Source organism: Proteus sp. ZN5 (assembly GCF_011046025.1).
In the GTDB taxonomy this organism is placed as follows: Bacteria; Pseudomonadota; Gammaproteobacteria; order Enterobacterales; family Enterobacteriaceae; genus Proteus.
This window is the reverse complement of record NZ_CP047639.1, coordinates 3020707-3038150: the sequence shown is the minus strand read 5'-3', so window position 1 is coordinate 3038150 and position 17444 is coordinate 3020707. Positions and strand designations below refer to the sequence as shown.

The 17444-nt window shown below is 36.5% G+C and carries 17 protein-coding genes and 2 tRNA genes; 9 read left to right on the top strand and 10 right to left on the bottom strand.

Annotated elements, in window-relative coordinates; genetic code table 11:
- Nucleotides 1–7 precede the first annotated feature (7 nt).
- Both sufE and GTK47_RS14055 read left to right on the top strand, forming a co-directional pair.
- Nucleotides 8–436 (top strand): cysteine desulfuration protein SufE, encoded by a 429-nt coding sequence (sufE, locus tag GTK47_RS14060; protein WP_165124224.1) that lies wholly within the window; start codon nucleotides 8–10, stop codon nucleotides 434–436.
- A 116-nt stretch (nucleotides 437–552) separates the two neighbouring features.
- Nucleotides 553–1470, top strand: coding sequence for a L,D-transpeptidase family protein (locus GTK47_RS14055; protein ID WP_165124221.1), 918 nt, complete (start codon nucleotides 553–555; stop codon nucleotides 1468–1470).
- A gap of 102 nt (nucleotides 1471–1572) precedes the next feature.
- On the opposite strand, the gene GTK47_RS14050 is transcribed toward GTK47_RS14055, so the two are convergent.
- The 5 genes from GTK47_RS14050 to GTK47_RS14030 all read right to left on the bottom strand — a co-directional run bounded on the left by GTK47_RS14050 (nucleotide 1573) and on the right by GTK47_RS14030 (nucleotide 5843).
- Entirely contained in the window at nucleotides 1573–1812 is a 240-nt protein-coding gene (locus GTK47_RS14050) for an Lpp/OprI family alanine-zipper lipoprotein (protein WP_165124218.1), read from the bottom strand.
- 446 nt (nucleotides 1813–2258) lie between these two features.
- Nucleotides 2259–3671: a pyruvate kinase PykF gene (gene pykF, locus GTK47_RS14045; RefSeq protein ID WP_165124215.1), complete on the bottom strand. Its 1413-nt coding sequence runs from the start codon at nucleotides 3669–3671 to the stop codon at nucleotides 2259–2261.
- Nucleotides 3672–4138: 467 nt separating this feature from the next.
- A tRNA-Val gene (locus GTK47_RS14040) sits at nucleotides 4139–4215 on the bottom strand.
- A 29-nt stretch (nucleotides 4216–4244) separates the two neighbouring features.
- A tRNA-Val gene (locus tag GTK47_RS14035) sits at nucleotides 4245–4321 on the bottom strand.
- A gap of 148 nt (nucleotides 4322–4469) precedes the next feature.
- Entirely contained in the window at nucleotides 4470–5843 is a 1374-nt protein-coding gene (locus GTK47_RS14030; RefSeq protein WP_165124212.1) for an MATE family efflux transporter, read from the bottom strand.
- A gap of 313 nt (nucleotides 5844–6156) precedes the next feature.
- Between GTK47_RS14030 and GTK47_RS14025 the strand changes: the two genes are divergently transcribed.
- Entirely contained in the window at nucleotides 6157–6828 is a 672-nt protein-coding gene (locus GTK47_RS14025; protein ID WP_165124209.1) for a riboflavin synthase subunit alpha, read from the top strand.
- Nucleotides 6829–6916: 88 nt separating this feature from the next.
- Here GTK47_RS14025 and cfa read toward each other — a convergent pair whose 3' ends face one another.
- Together cfa and punC are read right to left on the bottom strand one after the other, a co-directional pair.
- Nucleotides 6917–8071 (bottom strand): cyclopropane fatty acyl phospholipid synthase, encoded by a 1155-nt coding sequence (gene cfa, locus GTK47_RS14020; protein WP_165124206.1) that lies wholly within the window; start codon nucleotides 8069–8071, stop codon nucleotides 6917–6919.
- 305 nt (nucleotides 8072–8376) lie between these two features.
- Nucleotides 8377–9594 (bottom strand): purine nucleoside transporter PunC, encoded by a 1218-nt coding sequence (gene punC / locus GTK47_RS14015; protein ID WP_165124203.1) that lies wholly within the window; start codon nucleotides 9592–9594, stop codon nucleotides 8377–8379.
- 118 nt (nucleotides 9595–9712) lie between these two features.
- On the opposite strand from punC, the gene punR reads away from it, so the two are divergent.
- Nucleotides 9713–10615, top strand: coding sequence for a DNA-binding transcriptional activator PunR (gene punR, locus GTK47_RS14010; RefSeq protein WP_165124200.1), 903 nt, complete (start codon nucleotides 9713–9715; stop codon nucleotides 10613–10615).
- A 26-nt stretch (nucleotides 10616–10641) separates the two neighbouring features.
- Here the strand turns inward: punR and purR are convergent, their stop codons facing one another.
- Both purR and sodB read right to left on the bottom strand, forming a co-directional pair.
- Entirely contained in the window at nucleotides 10642–11667 is a 1026-nt protein-coding gene (purR, locus tag GTK47_RS14005; protein ID WP_075673235.1) for an HTH-type transcriptional repressor PurR, read from the bottom strand.
- 488 nt (nucleotides 11668–12155) lie between these two features.
- The gene (gene sodB / locus GTK47_RS13995; protein ID WP_072062546.1) at nucleotides 12156–12734 is read right to left on the bottom strand and encodes a superoxide dismutase [Fe]; all 579 of its coding nucleotides are present in this window, start codon (nucleotides 12732–12734) and stop codon (nucleotides 12156–12158) included.
- A 389-nt stretch (nucleotides 12735–13123) separates the two neighbouring features.
- Here sodB and GTK47_RS13990 point away from each other — a divergent pair, with 389 nt between their 5' ends.
- From GTK47_RS13990 to GTK47_RS13980, 3 genes are all read left to right on the top strand, one after another.
- Nucleotides 13124–13648 carry a hypothetical protein gene (locus tag GTK47_RS13990; RefSeq protein WP_165124197.1) on the top strand — a complete coding sequence of 175 codons (525 nt, stop codon included), beginning with the start codon at nucleotides 13124–13126 and terminating at the stop codon, nucleotides 13646–13648.
- Nucleotides 13649–13677: 29 nt separating this feature from the next.
- Nucleotides 13678–14037, top strand: coding sequence for a hypothetical protein (locus GTK47_RS13985; RefSeq protein ID WP_165124194.1), 360 nt, complete (start codon nucleotides 13678–13680; stop codon nucleotides 14035–14037).
- A gap of 175 nt (nucleotides 14038–14212) precedes the next feature.
- Nucleotides 14213–14620, top strand: coding sequence for a hypothetical protein (locus GTK47_RS13980; protein ID WP_165124191.1), 408 nt, complete (start codon nucleotides 14213–14215; stop codon nucleotides 14618–14620).
- Nucleotides 14621–14806: 186 nt separating this feature from the next.
- Here GTK47_RS13980 and GTK47_RS13975 read toward each other — a convergent pair whose 3' ends face one another.
- Nucleotides 14807–15622: a sulfite exporter TauE/SafE family protein gene (locus tag GTK47_RS13975; protein WP_165124188.1), complete on the bottom strand. Its 816-nt coding sequence runs from the start codon at nucleotides 15620–15622 to the stop codon at nucleotides 14807–14809.
- Between the two features lie 542 nt (nucleotides 15623–16164).
- Between GTK47_RS13975 and GTK47_RS13970 the strand changes: the two genes are divergently transcribed.
- Nucleotides 16165–16629, top strand: a complete 465-nt coding sequence (locus tag GTK47_RS13970; RefSeq protein WP_088495746.1) for a hypothetical protein — start codon at nucleotides 16165–16167, stop codon at nucleotides 16627–16629.
- A 356-nt stretch (nucleotides 16630–16985) separates the two neighbouring features.
- Nucleotides 16986–17327: a Grx4 family monothiol glutaredoxin gene (locus tag GTK47_RS13965; protein ID WP_165124185.1), complete on the top strand. Its 342-nt coding sequence runs from the start codon at nucleotides 16986–16988 to the stop codon at nucleotides 17325–17327.
- The last annotated feature ends 117 nt before the right edge of the window (nucleotides 17328–17444 follow it).

The window sequence follows — 17444 nt, the reverse complement described above, 5'->3', positions numbered from 1 at the left end:
GTTATTCATGGCAGTTGCCAATTTGCCAGATGAAGCAAAACTATTACGCAACTTTTCTCGTTGTCAGGATTGGGAACAACGTTATCTCTATATGATGGAGTTAGGTGAGCGTCTTACTCCTTTAACGGATGAACAACGTATCTCAACTAATTTTATTGAAGGTTGTCAAAGCCAAGTTTGGATAGCGGTTTCTCTTAATGATAATAAACAGTTAGTGCTGGCTGGCGATAGTGATGCGGGGATTGTAAAAGGCCTTGTTGCCTTAGTGATTATCTTATTTCAAGGCAAAACTATCGAACAAGCATTAGAGACAGATATCAAACATTACTTCTCATCATTAGCACTAGAAAGCCACTTAACACCTTCTCGCACGCAAGGTTTGCATGCGATGGTTACGACACTTATTAAGCGTTTTTCAGAATACGCTGTAGCATAAATGTTACCTGATCCCGCATTAATGTTCTAAACTGACTTATTATATGAAAGCATAACAATGATAATGTTATCATCATAATAGTCAGTTTATTTTATTTCTAACACACGGGATAAACGATGAAAAAATGGTTAACTCTCTTGGGGGTATCGCTGTTAGGGATGAGTAGTCACTTATCTTACGCGACAGAATATCTACTACCTGCTGATGGCCAGCGTATTATTGGTGAAAATTTTTCATATATAGTTCCCGATGATAAACGCTCATTAGAGGCTATTGCGTCCGAATATCAAGTGGGCTTGCTCAATATGATGGAAGCGAATCCGGGTATTGATCCTCTTTTGCCCGATGCCGGTAAAACATTAACTATTCCGTTGCAGATGATTCTACCGGACACTGCACGAAAAGGTATTGTTATCAATCTTGCCGAATTGCGCCTTTATTATTATCCCAAAGAAGGTGGAACCGTTGATGTTTATCCTATCGGTATTGGTCAATTAGGGCGTGAAACACCTGAAATGGTGACATCTATTTCTCAACTTATAAAAGATCCCACTTGGACACCAACGGCCAATATTCGCAAAAATTATGCAGCAAAAGGAATAACATTACCTGCGGTTGTTCCTGCTGGTCCTGAAAACCCAATGGGGGCTTATGCATTAAGGTTGGCCCATAGCAGGGGGGAGTACCTTATTCATGGTACCAACGCTGATTTTGGTATCGGTTTAAGAGTGAGCTCAGGCTGCATTCGTTTACGCCCAAATGATATTGAGACATTATTTAATGTAGTGCCTAAAGGAAGCCGAGTTCAGGTTATCAATAAACCGATTAAATTTACTGAAACCGCAGACGGTAGACAGTTTATTGAAGTTCATCAGCCACTATCACGCAATGAAGATGACGATCCACAAACCATGCCTCTTACATTCACAAAGCAATTTAATGCTTGGTATGAAAGTGGCAAAGTTAATAAAGATAAAGCGGATGCAGAGCTTCTTCGACGCTCGGGCATACCTGTTGATGTGACAGCATATTAATCTTTATTAAATAATGTACTCAAAAAACCAAAGCCCTAACATAGTTAGGGCTTTGTGATTAATACTTACCTAAAGTCGTTTTCAGCTTATTGGTGAGTTAAATTACTTTTTATAAGTAGTGACTTGGTTATCTAAACGCTGATTTGCACGTGCAGCTTCATTGTAAGCTGATTTAGCTTCAGCTTGAGCTGCTTGTACATCACTACTTAGTTGTTGAACTTGAGTATTCAGGCGGCTTACATCAGAAGAGATTTGATCTAATTGTGCATTATTACTAGAAGAACAACCTGCTAATAAGCCTGAAGCCAGAATTACCGCACCTAGTACAAGTTTCGCTTTCATAGTTACAACCTCTATTATTAGTTTGTGTAAAGGAACAAGTAGCATTTATATGAAACCATTAATAAGTATGGCACACATATAGGAAAATGCTGGATTTATTCGTAATAAGTGTATCTTACGTTCCCTATAACAATAGGAAAAATAACACTTATATTGTAAATTTTCAGCACAATAAATGCGTGTTTTCTCACAAAAGTTCATTATTAGTAAAAATCCTAATCATTAAATAGCGATTCATTGACTAAAAATGACACAATTCGACATTGGTAATTTACACGTAAACAGATTGATAAATAGCCATAAATAGATAAAAGAAGAGATAGAAACAGAAAAGGGAATTAATCTAAAAAAGAATAATGAAAAAATGGGAAAGAAAAATTTTTTGGAAACACATAAAGAAAACGCCACTCAATGAGTGGCGTTTGACGTATTCGCGTTGTATAAAATTACAGGACGTGAACAGATGAAGTATTTGTTGTACCGCTATCAACCAGTGCACCAGTAACCATAACAACACGCTCACCTGCATGCGCTAAACCACTTGCTAATGCCGCTTCTTTACCAATACGGTAGAAGTCATCAGTAGAAGAGATTTCGTTAACTAATTGAGTGGTTACACCTTTAACTAACAGTAACTGACGAGCTGTTTCTTCGTTGTTTGTTAATGCTAAAATTGGTGCTGTTGGGAAATATTTACGGATAGAACGAGCTGATTTACCACCGAAAGTTGCAACAACAATCAGAGGTGCATCTAAGTTTTCAGCCATTTCGACTGCACCGCGACAAACTGCTTCAGTTACGCGTAATTTTGCAGCTGTTTGTTTGTAATCAAGACGAGATTGCATGATACGGTCTGTACGATCACAGATAGTTGCCATGATAGTCACAGCTTCTACTGGGTATTTACCTTTCGCACTTTCACCTGACAACATAACCGCATCAGTACCATCTAAGATAGCATTCGCAACGTCACCCGCTTCAGCACGAGTAGGGCGTGGGTTTTTGATCATTGAATCTAACATTTGTGTTGCAGTGATAACCACTTTACGTGCTGCGTTACATTTTTCGATCATCATTTTTTGTGCGAAGATAACTTCTTCAACTGGGATCTCAACACCTAAGTCACCACGAGCAACCATGATACCGTCAGACGCTTCTAAGATCTCATCAAAATTGTTTAAACCTTCTTGGTTTTCAATTTTTGAAATGATCATGATATTTTCGCCGCCGTGTGCATTTAAGTGAGCACGCATTTCGTCAACGTCAGAACGTTTACGAATAAATGATGCAGCAACGAAATCAACGCCTTGTTCGCAACCAAAGATAAGATCTTGTTTATCTTTTTCAGCTAATGCAGGTAAACCGATAGAAACACCAGGTAAGTTAACACCCTTGTTTTCACCTAAGTCACCGTTATTTAAAACTTCACAAACCACTTCTTTATCAGTTACAGCAGTTACTTTCATGCCGATAAGACCATCATCAACTAAAACGGTGTTACCAACAGCTAAGTCTTTAGCGAAACCTTCGTAAGTTACAGCAACGCAGTCTTTGTTACCCACAACAGTTTTGTCTGTAGTGAAAGTGAATGTTTGACCTGCAACTAAAGCGACATCATTACCACCTTCTAATTTGATGGTACGGATTTCAGGGCCTTTAGTATCTAATAAGATAGCGGCTTTTTTGCCTGTTTTAGCGCAAATGTTACGCAGGTTTTTGATACGGTTGCCATGCTCTTCATAGTCACCGTGAGAGAAGTTTAAACGCATAACGTTCATGCCTGCGTCTAGTAATTGATTCAGTTTTTCTTCAGATTCGGTTTTTGGTCCGATGGTGCAAACAATTTTTGTCTTTTTCATGGCAGTCTATTTAATGGTTGTATTGTAATGGATGAATAAGGATTAATGTCGCTGCTTTCTATTAACAGTATCAACGGTGCAAAACAGGATGTACAAACTCATCTCTAATGGATAAGTTGCGCAACATGTTAATGGTTCAGCAACATCATAAAAATCTTGTCACTATTTTGTATCAAAGGTTGGCAGACATCTTACATTATAGTCTATCACGATTCATTTGTTCGGTTTTCTAAAGATGCCCGTAAATCAATACGCTGAAACCTTTCAACAAAATTATGTTTCGTATTATAGAGGTTAATTTCTATGAAGAAAATCGAAAAAAGGTAAATTTAAGTGATGTGATCAAAATACGGCTCTGATTGCTTGTTTTTTAAACAATTTGTTGCGCAATAAAATATTGCAAGCTAGATTAATTATTTTGTAGGGTAGGTAAGATGGGTAAAAATAAGAAAATAGATAAAGAGAAATGGTGCGTCCAAGTGGACTCGAACCACCGACCCCCACCATGTCAAGGTGGTGCTCTAACCAACTGAGCTATGGACGCACTGTATTGAGATGTTATCGAAAAATAAATGGTGCGTCCAAGTGGACTCGAACCACCGACCCCCACCATGTCAAGGTGGTGCTCTAACCAACTGAGCTATGGACGCATTATCTATTAGGTGACAACGGGGACGAATATTAACGAGATGATTCGATTCTGGCAAGAGGAAAAACACAAATTTATATTCAACTGCTCGTATTTAAAGCTATTTGTTGATATTTGTGTCATTCCTTTGCCTAAATAACCGTTTCTGTTTAACGCTCTGAGCGTAATAACACCACTTCATCAGATTGGCGTTGGATCCACCAAATACGGGAACCCATCATAATTGCTGAGGCAGTTAAACCTAAAATAAAGCCAATCCAGAAACCAGCAGGTCCCATTGCTTCAACAAAGTAATTAGTACGCCCTAATATATACCCAGAAGGTAGTCCAATTACCCAGTAGGCAATAAAGGTAATAAAGAAGATAGAACGAGTATCTTTATAACCTCGTAATACACCTGAGCCAATAACTTGCACAGAATCTGATAACTGATAAAGCGCAGCGAATAACATAAGATGAGAAGCTAATGTCACCACTTCAATATTATCGTTATACATTAATGCAATTTTTTCTCTAAAGATGATAGAGAAAATCGCGGTACAACTTGCCAACATTAGTCCAACAGCAAGCGCCGTAATGGCTGAAATACGCGCTTGCTCGGTACAGCGTTGCCCTAAGTTATGACCGACACGGATTGTTGCTGCTATTCCCAATGAAAGAGGGAACATAAACATCAGTGAACTAAAGTTAAGCGCTATCTGATGGCTAGCAACCGCAGTAACACCTAAAGGTGAAACTAATAATGCAACAACGGCAAATAGTGTTACCTCAAAGAATAAGGCTAGGCCAACAGGTAATCCTAAAAATGTAATACGTTTTATCGTGTGGAAATCAGGACTTACTAAACGTTTTTTGGGCATAACATCACGCTGTGTCGGTGCTCGACGCACGTAATAACGCATCATAAAGAACATTGCCCAGAAAACTGAGGCAGTTGCAACACCACAACCAATACCCCCTAATTGTGGGGCGCCAAACTTACCGTAAATAAAGGCATAGTTAACAGGGATATTAATTAACAAGCCAACGAAACCAATTATCATGCCGGGTTTTGTTTTAGATAATCCCTCACACTGGCTTCTCAGTACTTGATAGTAAAGGCACCCTGGCGCTCCCCACATAATGGCATGAATAAAGCCAATAGCTTTTTCGGCTAATTCAGGTTCGATATCATGTTGCGCTTCAATAATAAAACGACTGTTATAAAGAATAGCAATTACCATGATTGATAAGAATGTGGCGAGCCAAAAACCTTGCTGTGTACGATTAGCAATGTGTTTTCGTTGTCCTGAACCATTTAATTGTGCAACGATTGGAGTCAATGCCATTAATATGCCTTGGCCTAGTAAAATCGTTGGTAACCAAATAGACGTACCTACTGCCACTGCCGACATTTCGGTGGCATTTACAGCACCCGCCATGACAGTATCAACCACCCCCATTGCTGTCTGGGAAAATTGCGCGATGATAACGGGGATACCGAGAGCAAGTAAGCTACGCGCTTCTCTTATGTACTTCTGCACGCATACACCTTTATTTATTATAAGAAAACGAAAGGAAAGGAAGAGAACAAACGTCGTATTGTTAAAATGACGTAAAGAGATCCTCAAGACCGCTTATTCTAATGATAAAAGTTTAATTAGCAACGAAAGAAGCTTAGCTTTTCAAACACAGAATTTTGATAATTTATTAGGTGTTTTTACGTTATATTTAACGGCAATCATCGACAAGGAATAAATACGATAATTGTTCCTTTGTATTAATACGAGCTATGTTATCCTTAATAGCATAAGCCTAAAGTGAGTTTACCAGTTTATCGATCCAAGGAGATGTAAGATGTTTACAGGTATTGTTCAGGGAAAAGGGCGGGTTATTGCTATCGAAGATAAAGGCGATTTTCGTACCCATATCATTGAATTACCCGAAGAGTTAGTCGGCAATTTAGAAACAGGTGCTTCTGTTGCAAATAATGGTTGCTGTTTAACGGTCACTAAAATTGAAGGTACACATATTAGCTTTGATTTAGTGAAAGAGACATTACGTTTAACTAACCTTGGTGAATTAAAAGTCGGTTCTGAAGTAAATATTGAACGTGCGGCTAAGTATGGTGATGAAATTGGTGGCCATGTAATGTCAGGTCATATTGTAACAACTGCTGAAGTTGCCAAAATTATAACATCAGAAAATAATTTGCAAATTTGGTTTCGTATCTTTGATAAAGCATTAATGAAGTACATTCTACACAAAGGTTTTATTGGTATTGATGGAATAAGCCTAACTGTGGGCGATGTGGTTAATAACCGTTTTTGTGTCCATTTAATTCCTGAAACGCGTGATAGAACGACATTGGGTCGTAAACGCCTTGGTGATAAAGTCAATATTGAACTTGATCCTCAAACCCAAGCGATTGTCGATACAGTAGAACGCGTTATGGTGCAACAAGCACAGCAACAAGCTTTATTAGCAGCACAACAAATTGAAAATGAAGAACAAGCCTCACACAATTAATGATCAATGTTGTTGCTCTTAAAAGAGAAGCAAAGAAAAAGCCAGTTTATCAATCAAACTGGCTTTTCTCTTTTTATACAAAGAAGAATTAGCGAGGGATTTGTAAACCACCAATATGGCCTTTAGGGCTTAGGACAATTTGCCATAACTGAATATCTCTGGCACGAAACGCACCGGCACAGGCATTAAGATAATAGCTAAACATACGCTTAAAACGTGGTGTGTAATTAGATTCAATATCTGACCAACAGGCTAAAAAACGCTGATACCATGCCATTAATGTTTTATCGTAATCAGCACCAAAATTATGCCAATCTTCCATCACAAATTTACTGTCCATTGCATGAGCAATTTTTTGAATAGATGGCAAGCACCCATTAGGAAATATATATTTGCTTATCCAACTATCTACATTTACTTTATCGCGGTTAGAACCTATGGTATGCAATAAAAACAGACCATCATCCTTTAAATTATGACGAACCACATCAAAATAAGTGGCATAATTTTTGGGCCCTACATGCTCAAACATGCCCACTGAAACTATACGATCAAATTTTTCATGTAAATCACGATAATCTTCTAAAATAATATTAACATCAAGTCCTTGGCATCGAGCTTGTGCCAGTTTTTGTTGTTCAACTGAAATGGTGACTCCTGTTACAGAAACGCCAAAATTTTTGGCTGCATAGCCTGCAAGTCCACCCCAGCCACAGCCGATATCTAATAAGGTCATTCCCGGTTTTAAATCTAATTTTCGACAAATTAAATCTAATTTATGCTCTTGAGCTTGGGCTAAATTATCTGCATTTTTCCAGTAACCACAGGAATATTGCATATTAGGATCAAGCATGGCAGTAAATAGATCATTACCAAGATCGTAATGCTCTTTACCTACCATCCATGCACGTTTTTGTGTTTGCAGATTAAAAAAGCGGGCTGTCGCAATTTTGAAAATATCACGTAGATTTTGTGGGAGTTTATTTTCAAGACCAGCACGTAAAACTTTATGAAAGAATATATCCAGTCGCTCACAATCCCACCAACCATCCATATAACTTTCGCCGAGACCTAATGAGCCTTGTTGTAATACTCTTTTATAAAAATTCTGATTATGAACCTGAATATCATAAGGTTCTGAGCCATTAACTCGAATATCAGCGTGAGCTAACAGTTCTATTGCGATCTTTTTATAAGGATCGTTGGAGGTCTTTCGGCCTTCTTCTACACAAGATGTACTCATATACTCTCCGCGTAAACTAAGCGGGTTTTGAAACATAAAGCTAAGAAAGGATGTGTGCAGATTGACAGTATTAAAATGGTATTGTGTTCAGTATGAATTGAACGAATAGAATTAATAAGACAACTAATCTGACATAATCAGAGAATAATCTGCCTAATGTCTCAAAATCCGAAAGAAAAATAAATAAAACGCTATTAAAGCGTATAGGTAAGTATAGAGACGTAGAATATTTTTCTCTAGAAAAGAAAAAGGCTATTTTTTATAAAATAGCCTTTTTAAGATGATTCTTAAAAGTATGGGTGCGATTATTCTGCGGTTTGAACTGTGTGTTTGGTAACAGATTTATTACGCTGAATAAAGTAGCCAACCGCCATTGGGATTGCTGTTAACGCCATAATTGCCGTGGTATTAATCAAAGGTTGTTGGCTGATAAATGCAGACACAATAAAACTTGCTAAGCTGCAAAGACCCAGTTGAAGCGCATTTTGTAACGCAGCAGCTTTACCACTGATTTCAGGATAAGCGGATAACGCATTAGATACTGCGATTGGATAAGAAGCACCATTCATTGCAGCCATAATACAGAATGGAATTAAAATAGTTGTTAATGTTGGTTCCGTAAATTTAGCAACAAGGTATAACGCAGTCATACTGACAGCATAACCAATCAATAACAGTGGTAGCAGCGTTTTACCTGTCATTTTTGACAGTAAAATACGACAACCATAACCACCCACCATAAATGCAATAGTTTGTGGAATATAACTTAAACCTATATCCTGTGGGGAGTAACCCATCTTTTCAAGAATGATTGGTGAGCCAGCTAACCAAGCAAAGAAACCTGCACTACAAGAAGCGTAAACTAATACGTTACCTGTGTAGAGAGGGGATTTTAGTAAAGTCATAAATGAAGCAGAAGATTGGTTTGCATCTGTGACTGATTTTTGTTTAATGTTTTTTAGCATTAATGTCGGTAACATGAGAACTAACGTTACGGCCATTAACAGCATAAAAATCATACGCCAGCCACCATGATTTAATAATGAAGCACCGATTAAAGGTGCAAGTGCTGGTGATAATGCAACGAGTGGCATAATTAAAGCAAAAACATGCTGAGAGCGAGACTCATCAAAACGGTCGATGACAAGAGCTTGCCAAATAACAGCTGCAGAGCAGACACCGAAAGCTTGTAAGAAGCGCATAGCAAGTAAGCCAGTCGCACTTTCAACCCACAGCATACCAAGGCAGCCTAAAGAGAAAAGGCTTAAACCAATAAGAAGAATAGGTTTACGACCGACTTTGTCAGAAAGTGGTCCCCAAAGTAACTGAGCAACAGCAAAGCCAAATAAAAAGATACTTAAGCTATTACTAATAGCACCTTCGCTGATAGAGAGCTCACGCTGCATCATACCAAATGCAGGTAAGTACATATCAATAGCTAAGTAACCTAGCATACTCAAACCAGCTAGGTACACCATAAAGCTCATAGGTGTTTTTGATTGTGTGGATGTTTTAGAATTCATTTTATTTTCTATGCTATGTGATGTAGAACATTTTATGTATTGTAACTAAGACCTATTTTACTTGTGAAACGGGAATATTTGGTTAATGCTGTGAAAAATTTTCAAAGGAATAAACTCTATGTGGTCAGAATACTCTTTAGAAGTTGTTGATGCAGTCGCAAGAACAGGAAGTTTTAGCTCCGCTGCTCAAGAATTGCACAGAGTGCCATCCGCCGTTAGTTACACTGTTCGGCAATTAGAGGAATGGCTTGCCGTTCCTTTGTTTGAGCGCCGTCATCGTGATGTAGAATTAACCGACGCAGGTAAAATTTTTATCAAAGAAGCACGATCTGTTATCAAAAAAATGAATGACACTCGGCATCTTTGTCAACAAGTTTCTAATGGATGGCGCGGTCAATTTAGTATAGCAGTTGATGGCATTGTTAAACCTGAAAGAACACAACAACTTATTCTCGATTTCTACCGCCATTTTCCGGATATAGAACTGTATGTCTATCCTGAAGTGTTTAATGGCGTATGGGATTCCTTAGTTAATGGTCGTGTTGATTTAGCCATTGGTGCAACAAGAGCCTCACCAATCGGTGAACGTTATAGTTTTAGGGATATGGGATTTATGCCTTGGCGCTGTGTTTGCCATGTTGATCACCCTTTAGCGAAAGCACAGCATCCATTAACAGATGATGAAATGCGACCTTATCCAAGTTTATGTTTAGAGGATACCTCACGCAGTTTACCAAAACGTGACACTTGGGCACTCAATAATCAGCGTAGAATGGTTGTTCCAACATGGGATATGGGGCTTGAATGCTTGTTAGCGGGATTATGCGTTGGAATGGTGCCTTGGCACCGTGTTGAACCACTAATTGAACAAGGTAAGCTGGTCACTTTACAACTGGAACAACCATTGCCAGACAGCCCATGCTGCCTGACGTGGGTCGATAAAAGTGAATCACCCGCTTTGACATGGTTGTTAGATTATCTTGGAGATAGCCAAACCTTAAATGAGGAATGGCTTCGCTAGGGATCAGATAGCTAAATAAATATGAATTAGCGACGGTAGTCGATAAAAGGACCGTCAGCAACTGAACGGCGCTCAACTAATCGTGGATGAACTTCGATTGTTTGGGCGTCTTCGCGTTTATTGACTATACGATCAAGCAGCATCGATAATGCCATTTGACCTAAACGTTCTTTTGGCTGGTGGACGGTTGTTAGTGCTGGCGTAAAATAACGTGCATTACGAATATTGTCATAGCCAACAATAGAAATATCTAAAGGAACACGCAGGCCAAGTTCATCCGCAGCGCAAATTGCACCCATCGCCATCACATCACCACCACAAAAGACAGCTGTCGGGCGATGTTTTTGGTTTAGCATTTGGTACATGGCTTTATAGCCAGATTCTGGCTCGAAGTCGCCTTGTACAATCCACTCGTCTTTGACTGTGATTTTAGCTTCTTCCATGGCTTTTAAGAAACCTTGTAAGCGACCACCACCTGTATTACGTTCTAATGGACCAGGGATAATACCAATATCACGATGGCCTCGTTCAATGAGGTAACGACCTGCAATATAACCACCATGGAAAGCGTTATCGATAATGGTATCTGTAAAGTCACCACGTGCTTTGCCCCAATCCATGACAACCATTGGAATATTACGATAGCCCTCTAAAAGAGTAAGAAGGTGATCGGGATATTCAGAGCACATGACTAATAATCCATCAACACGTTTTTGTGCCAGCATCGCTAAATAGGCTTTTTGTTTATCGAGGTTATTATGTGAATTACATAAAATCAGTGTGTAGCCTTTGCTATAACAACTATTTTCAACAGCTTCAATCACTTCAGCAAAGTAAGGAGCTTCACTGGACGTGGCTAACAGGCCAATAGATTTGGTGTGATTGACTTTTAAACTACGCGCAACGGCACTAGGTGAATAATTTAATTCTTTTATAGCGGCCCAAACTGCTGCCCGTGTGTTCTCAGCAACAAAACGTGTTTTGTTGATCACATGAGAAACAGTCGTGGTTGATACGCCTGCGCGTTTTGCCACGTCTTTTATTGTTGCCATGGTGTGGAAAACTCCTGACCTTCATTGGTCTCTTTTATCTAATTTTATGGTTTAACTGCCAGTATAGTCATACATAGGGCAAACACTGGCAATAATTTAGCGATTAGCTGTGAATTTTGTATGATCTAGCTCAAAAGTGAAAGTATTAATCAATGTTATAAATTGTGCACTGGTCGCTATTTTAGCAAATTTTGATATGTGATAATAATTAACCATGACAAGGTTATGGTTAAAAGTGTGTATTATAATCATTTTGAGGGAGAAATAGATGGATACGGATCTGAAATTTGGTTTGAGTACAGCAGTAGCAGCGCTTGTTATGATCGTTTTATTTTCGACTATGATGTTCTAATCACTGCTTTATAAATATCCGATCAATTTAAATAATAGATTATCGAATATCTGAATATAACAAAGGGCTCAAGGCCCTTTGTTATTTTGTCACCAAAAATGAATCTCAATCACTCATCTTTGATTATCAAGCTCAATTAAGCAAGGTTAGCTTCAACAAATGACCAGTTAACCAGTGCCCAGAACTCTTCTAAATATTTAACGCGTGCATTGCGGTAGTCAATGTAGTAAGCATGTTCCCATACGTCTACTGTTAGCAGTGGTTTGTCTGCACCTGAAACTGGGGTTGCAGCATTAGAGGTGTTAACAATTGCAACTGAACCGTCAGCTTTTTTAACTAACCAAGTCCAACCTGAACCGAAGTTTTTAGCTGCTGCATCATTAAATTGCTTTTTGAACTCTTCAAAAGAGCCAAATGCTTTGTTGATAGCATCAGCAATTTTACCAGTTGGTGCGCCACCTGCATTTGGTGCTAAGCAGTTCCAGTAGAAAGTATGGTTCCATACTTGAGCAGCATTATTAAAGATACCGCCATCAGTAGATTTGATGATTTCTTCTAAAGATTTACTTTCTAAATCAGTACCTTTAACCAGATTATTTAAATTGGTTACATAGGTTTGGTGGTGTTTGCCGTAGTGATATTCTAAAGTTTCTTTAGAGATGTGTGGCTCAAGAGCATCTAACGCATAAGGTAATTTTGGTAATTCGAAAGACATTGCGTACTCCTTTAAACTATCTATTTCGGGTTTTGTGCCTGAAATCATTCAATCAACATCATTTGAATTGATAGAATGAGGCAAATGAATCACTAACTTGTTACTATTTTGCTAATTATTTTAACAAAAATCTGCTGAAATAACAGCTAAATATCTTTTATCTATAATTATAAGCCATATAGATTAATTATATTCATAAGAGTATATCCCTCTTGCCCACACGTAAAGTAGCAAAAGTGTATTTGTAAGAAGAGATGTAAAAATGAAGGGGAGTATGAATTTTATTCTATTTATGTGATTTAATAACGTTACCTAACTTAGGATGGATTGGGATAAGAGACTACAATTGATACATCGTAACAAATTTATTTTCAAAGGAATGTACAAATATGAAAAAAATATTTATAGCTATTAGTATGATAATATTTTTATCTGGATTTGGATTTAAAAGTAATGAACCTTTGAAATTAGATTTTGGAAGGTCAATTGATGATATTCCTTTTATAAAGAATGGTGTGTGTGAAACAAAGGAAGATATTGTCACTTGTTTTTTTAATAATGATCCTCCGTTTGAGAAAGACACTGATAGAAATGCATTAAAATTTTATAAAGGTAAGTTAATTGGTGTAAATCTATCCTATTTTGGCGGCGATGACATTGATTCGGTCTGTAATCTTTTAGTTCAGAAAATGAAAAATATTTACCCTTTAGTTAAAGATAAAAATGCATTGTTAGCTGAGGTAAATAACTGCAAGGAGTTAGAGGTAATAGAATATGAGTCATTAAATGAGAATAAAATATTTGTATTTTCTGAAATCGAGAACATTGAGGCTAAAGAAGGAAATATAGAAATAATGTATTCACATAAGCCTTATTATTTATACATTTATCGTAGTAACGATATTTTAGATTGAATTTACGCAAATAGAGTGTAGGAGTTAAAATGAGTTATAATATTGCACTATTTGATTTTCCTATTCCGAATGATTTTGAAAAAGTGTGTGAATACTTCGAAAAATATGAAGATGAAGATATACAGGAATTAAGCCCATCAATGTTGCGTTTTTATCAAGAAATTTCTCATCTATATCCGTGCCTTTGCGAATTACCTGATGATGAAATAGATGATAGTGTGTGGTGTGATGGGCCTTTAATTAATAACTTTATGACCAAAATCCCAGTTATTGGTTTTGTTTACTCTAAAGTCGATGAAGCTCTTCCTGTAGTTATTAAATTAGCAAATAAAAAGGGAATTTCAGTCCTTGATTGGCAGCAAGGGACGGTATTTAATGCTAAACAATAAAATGATATTTGAGATGATATAAGGGTTGATTTAAATTTTCCGACAATAGCTTAAGTTTTTTCAATGGAGTGATAAAAATATGCATGGAAGTATTATTTTAAAGTGTTTTTCTATAAAAAGTTTAGTTCAGAGCCTATTTTTACTTATTTTTTGTGGCGTGCTAAATGGCTGTAGCATGTTCTATGGTATTGCATGCAGTACTAGTATTTTATTTACACCGTCAGAATCACAAGAAAAAATCTATATGCCAGAAGCTGTTGTTAATCAGAATTATGATCAACAGATTGAAATTGGTATATTTTCTGGTTTAGCTCCATATTATATTGTGGAAAGTCCTGAATGGGTTACTGTGACATTAATAGTAAAAAATAAAGATGGGGAGTGGCTTTCTCTTATTACAGATGAAGATTGGCAAAAGCATGTCATGCATCAAGAAGAGCGTCCTATCATTTTTGCTCGTTTACAAGGAACAGCATCTAAAAGTGGTAATGTACGGATAAAAATAAAAGCCACAGTAGGGCGTACTATGTGTGGTACAACGGATCCTGTTTTTGCTTTACAAGTCAAAGTGAGAAAAGAATAAAGCTATCCGTGATACTTAAATATATTTATTTTAATTAGGTAAAAATTATCTAATAAGATTTGTCCATTTTATCTTATCTATAAATACTCTAACTTACTAAAACCTAACATTATTAGAAATGTTAGGTTTTAGTATTGCTTGTTTTTATAGAATAATTAAACGGAATATGATTTTCAGATCAGGCGCTTATCCTGTAATAAGCGTATACATCATTTTCACTACGACTAAGAATAGGAATAATGCAAATATTTGGCGAACTCTAGGAATTGGTAGGCGATAAGCAACTTTTACACCGACAGGTGCGAAGAGTACGCTGGTAATGCTTATTCCGATAAAGGCAGGTAAATAGATAAAGCCGAAGTAATAATCATCAATATTTGTTTGATTCCAACCATAAATAATACCCATGATTGTGCCTATAGAAGCAATGATGACGCCAATCATTGAAGAGGTTGCAATACATTTACGTGTATTAAATCCCCAGTGACTTAAAAGAGGAATAGTGATAGTACCACCAGCAATACCGATAAAACTGGATATAAAACCAATTAAAGAACCACCACTTGTTAACGCTGGTTTTGAAACAATAGGATCTTTCACGTTTTCAATGCGTTCCGCTTCTTTCTTTTTAGTTAATAAACCATAGATGGTATATATCATGAAAATACAGAACACGATTTGCAATATCGTGTTTGACATTTTTTGTACCAGAAATGTCCCCGCAAGCATACCAATGATGGTGCCAATAGATAATAGAGGAAATTGCTGCCATAAAATGGCTTTATGTTTGTTATGGGAATACGCTGAAGATGCTGTAGAAAATATAATGACAGAGAATGAGGTAGATAAGGCAATTTTCATTACCATATCTGTGGGGATAGCTTGTTGACTGACTACATACATAACCACCGGAACAATGATTGCACCGCCTCCTATGCCAAGTAGCCCAGCAAAAAAGCCAGTGATACATCCCACTAAAAGAAACAGCAAAATCATGTCCATAGTTAATACTCATCAGGGTTTATAACAAACCCATTTATATACATTATATCCTTTTAAGAAGGTAGCGTTTTATCTTAATGTATAGATTATGAAATTTAATGTATTGATTTTGGTATGGAAATTATTATTTTTTCTCTTGTTATTTTTTTAATAAAGAATATATAGCTAAGTATAATTCAAATAAAGAAATATATTAAATATATAACTTTGGATTTTATAATAAATTATGTTTTTAAACTGTAAGCTAAAATAACTATATTAACTTGATGGGAAAAATAAGTCGGAATATGACTAAATTATTTTTATTTGTAAATAGATACATAAAGTGGCAAGATTTTTCTTATTTAAAATAAGATAACGAAAAGTTATAGTACTATTTTCTATGATCTATACTGTCAGATCAAAATATTAAGCGATTTAGAAATAGTCATACATTTATCCATAATGTTGGCGAGGGCGTTGTTTTATTTAATTAAAATAGATTTTTATCTTATTGGATTTATATTTTATCTATCTTTTTTTGACTTTATAAAGGAATTTGTATGAAGAAGACGGTGTTATTACTATCTATAATCACATTATTATCAGGGTGTAAAATAAACGAGGCTATTCGTTCAGTTAATAGTGCTGTAAATCAAATCGTTCCATCAATGGAATCTCCAGTAACTGAAGCGACTTATGCGGGAATATGTAAGGACTTTAGTGATAATGAGATTGCGGCGAAGAAAAAATGGAGAGGGAAGTGGGTTATTTTAGAAGGAAGAGTGACCACTATCGCAAGTTTGGAAGAAGTAGTCAGGTACGACCTCTATAAACCAACACCACCAAAAGTTGTTGCTATTTCATTTAATAATAAAGCCAGTGCTTCATATACTTTAAAACCAAGTGAAGAAGATAATGTTCTTAAGATTAAGAAAGGACAAACTGCAAAAATAAAAGGTGAAATAAGCGATATTACTGATGCACTGGGTTGTTTGATCCTTTTAGAAAACGGAACCATACAGTAATAAGTTATTTAAATTGAACCAATCGATTCGAGCATTGACGATTTTCTTAATCGAAATGCTCTCAGCCTCTTAACTGAGGCTTTTTATTTCTTCTAACATTTTAGTCAGTGATTGTGTTAGTAGTAAGAGATGAAATAATAAGATAAAACACACAGATAAACATCTGTAACGTATTGATTTATTTTTTATGTTTCATTATGTGTTTTCTCATCAATAGTACTGTGGTTTAGTACCAACCTATTGTTTTATATCGATAACTAAACTTATATAGAGGTTTCTAATATAAAGTGGTATTCTTCTTTCATGTTTTCCCCCTATAAAGCATATCGAATATAAAAGGCTGTAAGGACTTACAAATGACGACTATTGAAAAAATTGAACGCCAGATCAAAGAAAACCCAATTATTTTATACATGAAAGGTTCACCAAAATTACCAAGTTGTGGTTTTTCTGCTCAGGCAGTTCAAGCTATTTCTGCTTGTGGTGAGCGTTTTGCGTATGTTGATATCCTGCAAAACCCAGATATTCGTGCAGAATTACCAAAATATGCACACTGGCCAACCTTCCCACAATTATGGGTAGATGGTGAATTAGTCGGTGGATGTGACATTATTTTAGAAATGTATCAGCGCGGTGAATTACAGAAGTTATTAAAAGAGACTGCTGATAAATATCGTGGTGAAGAAGAAACACAGTAATTAATTTTTATCGTTTCGGTATTGAAACGTATAAAAATAGTGAGATCTTCAATAAAAAAGCCAGTTCATCATTTGAACTGGCTTTTTTCTGTTATTCATAAATGTAGCAGAGACACT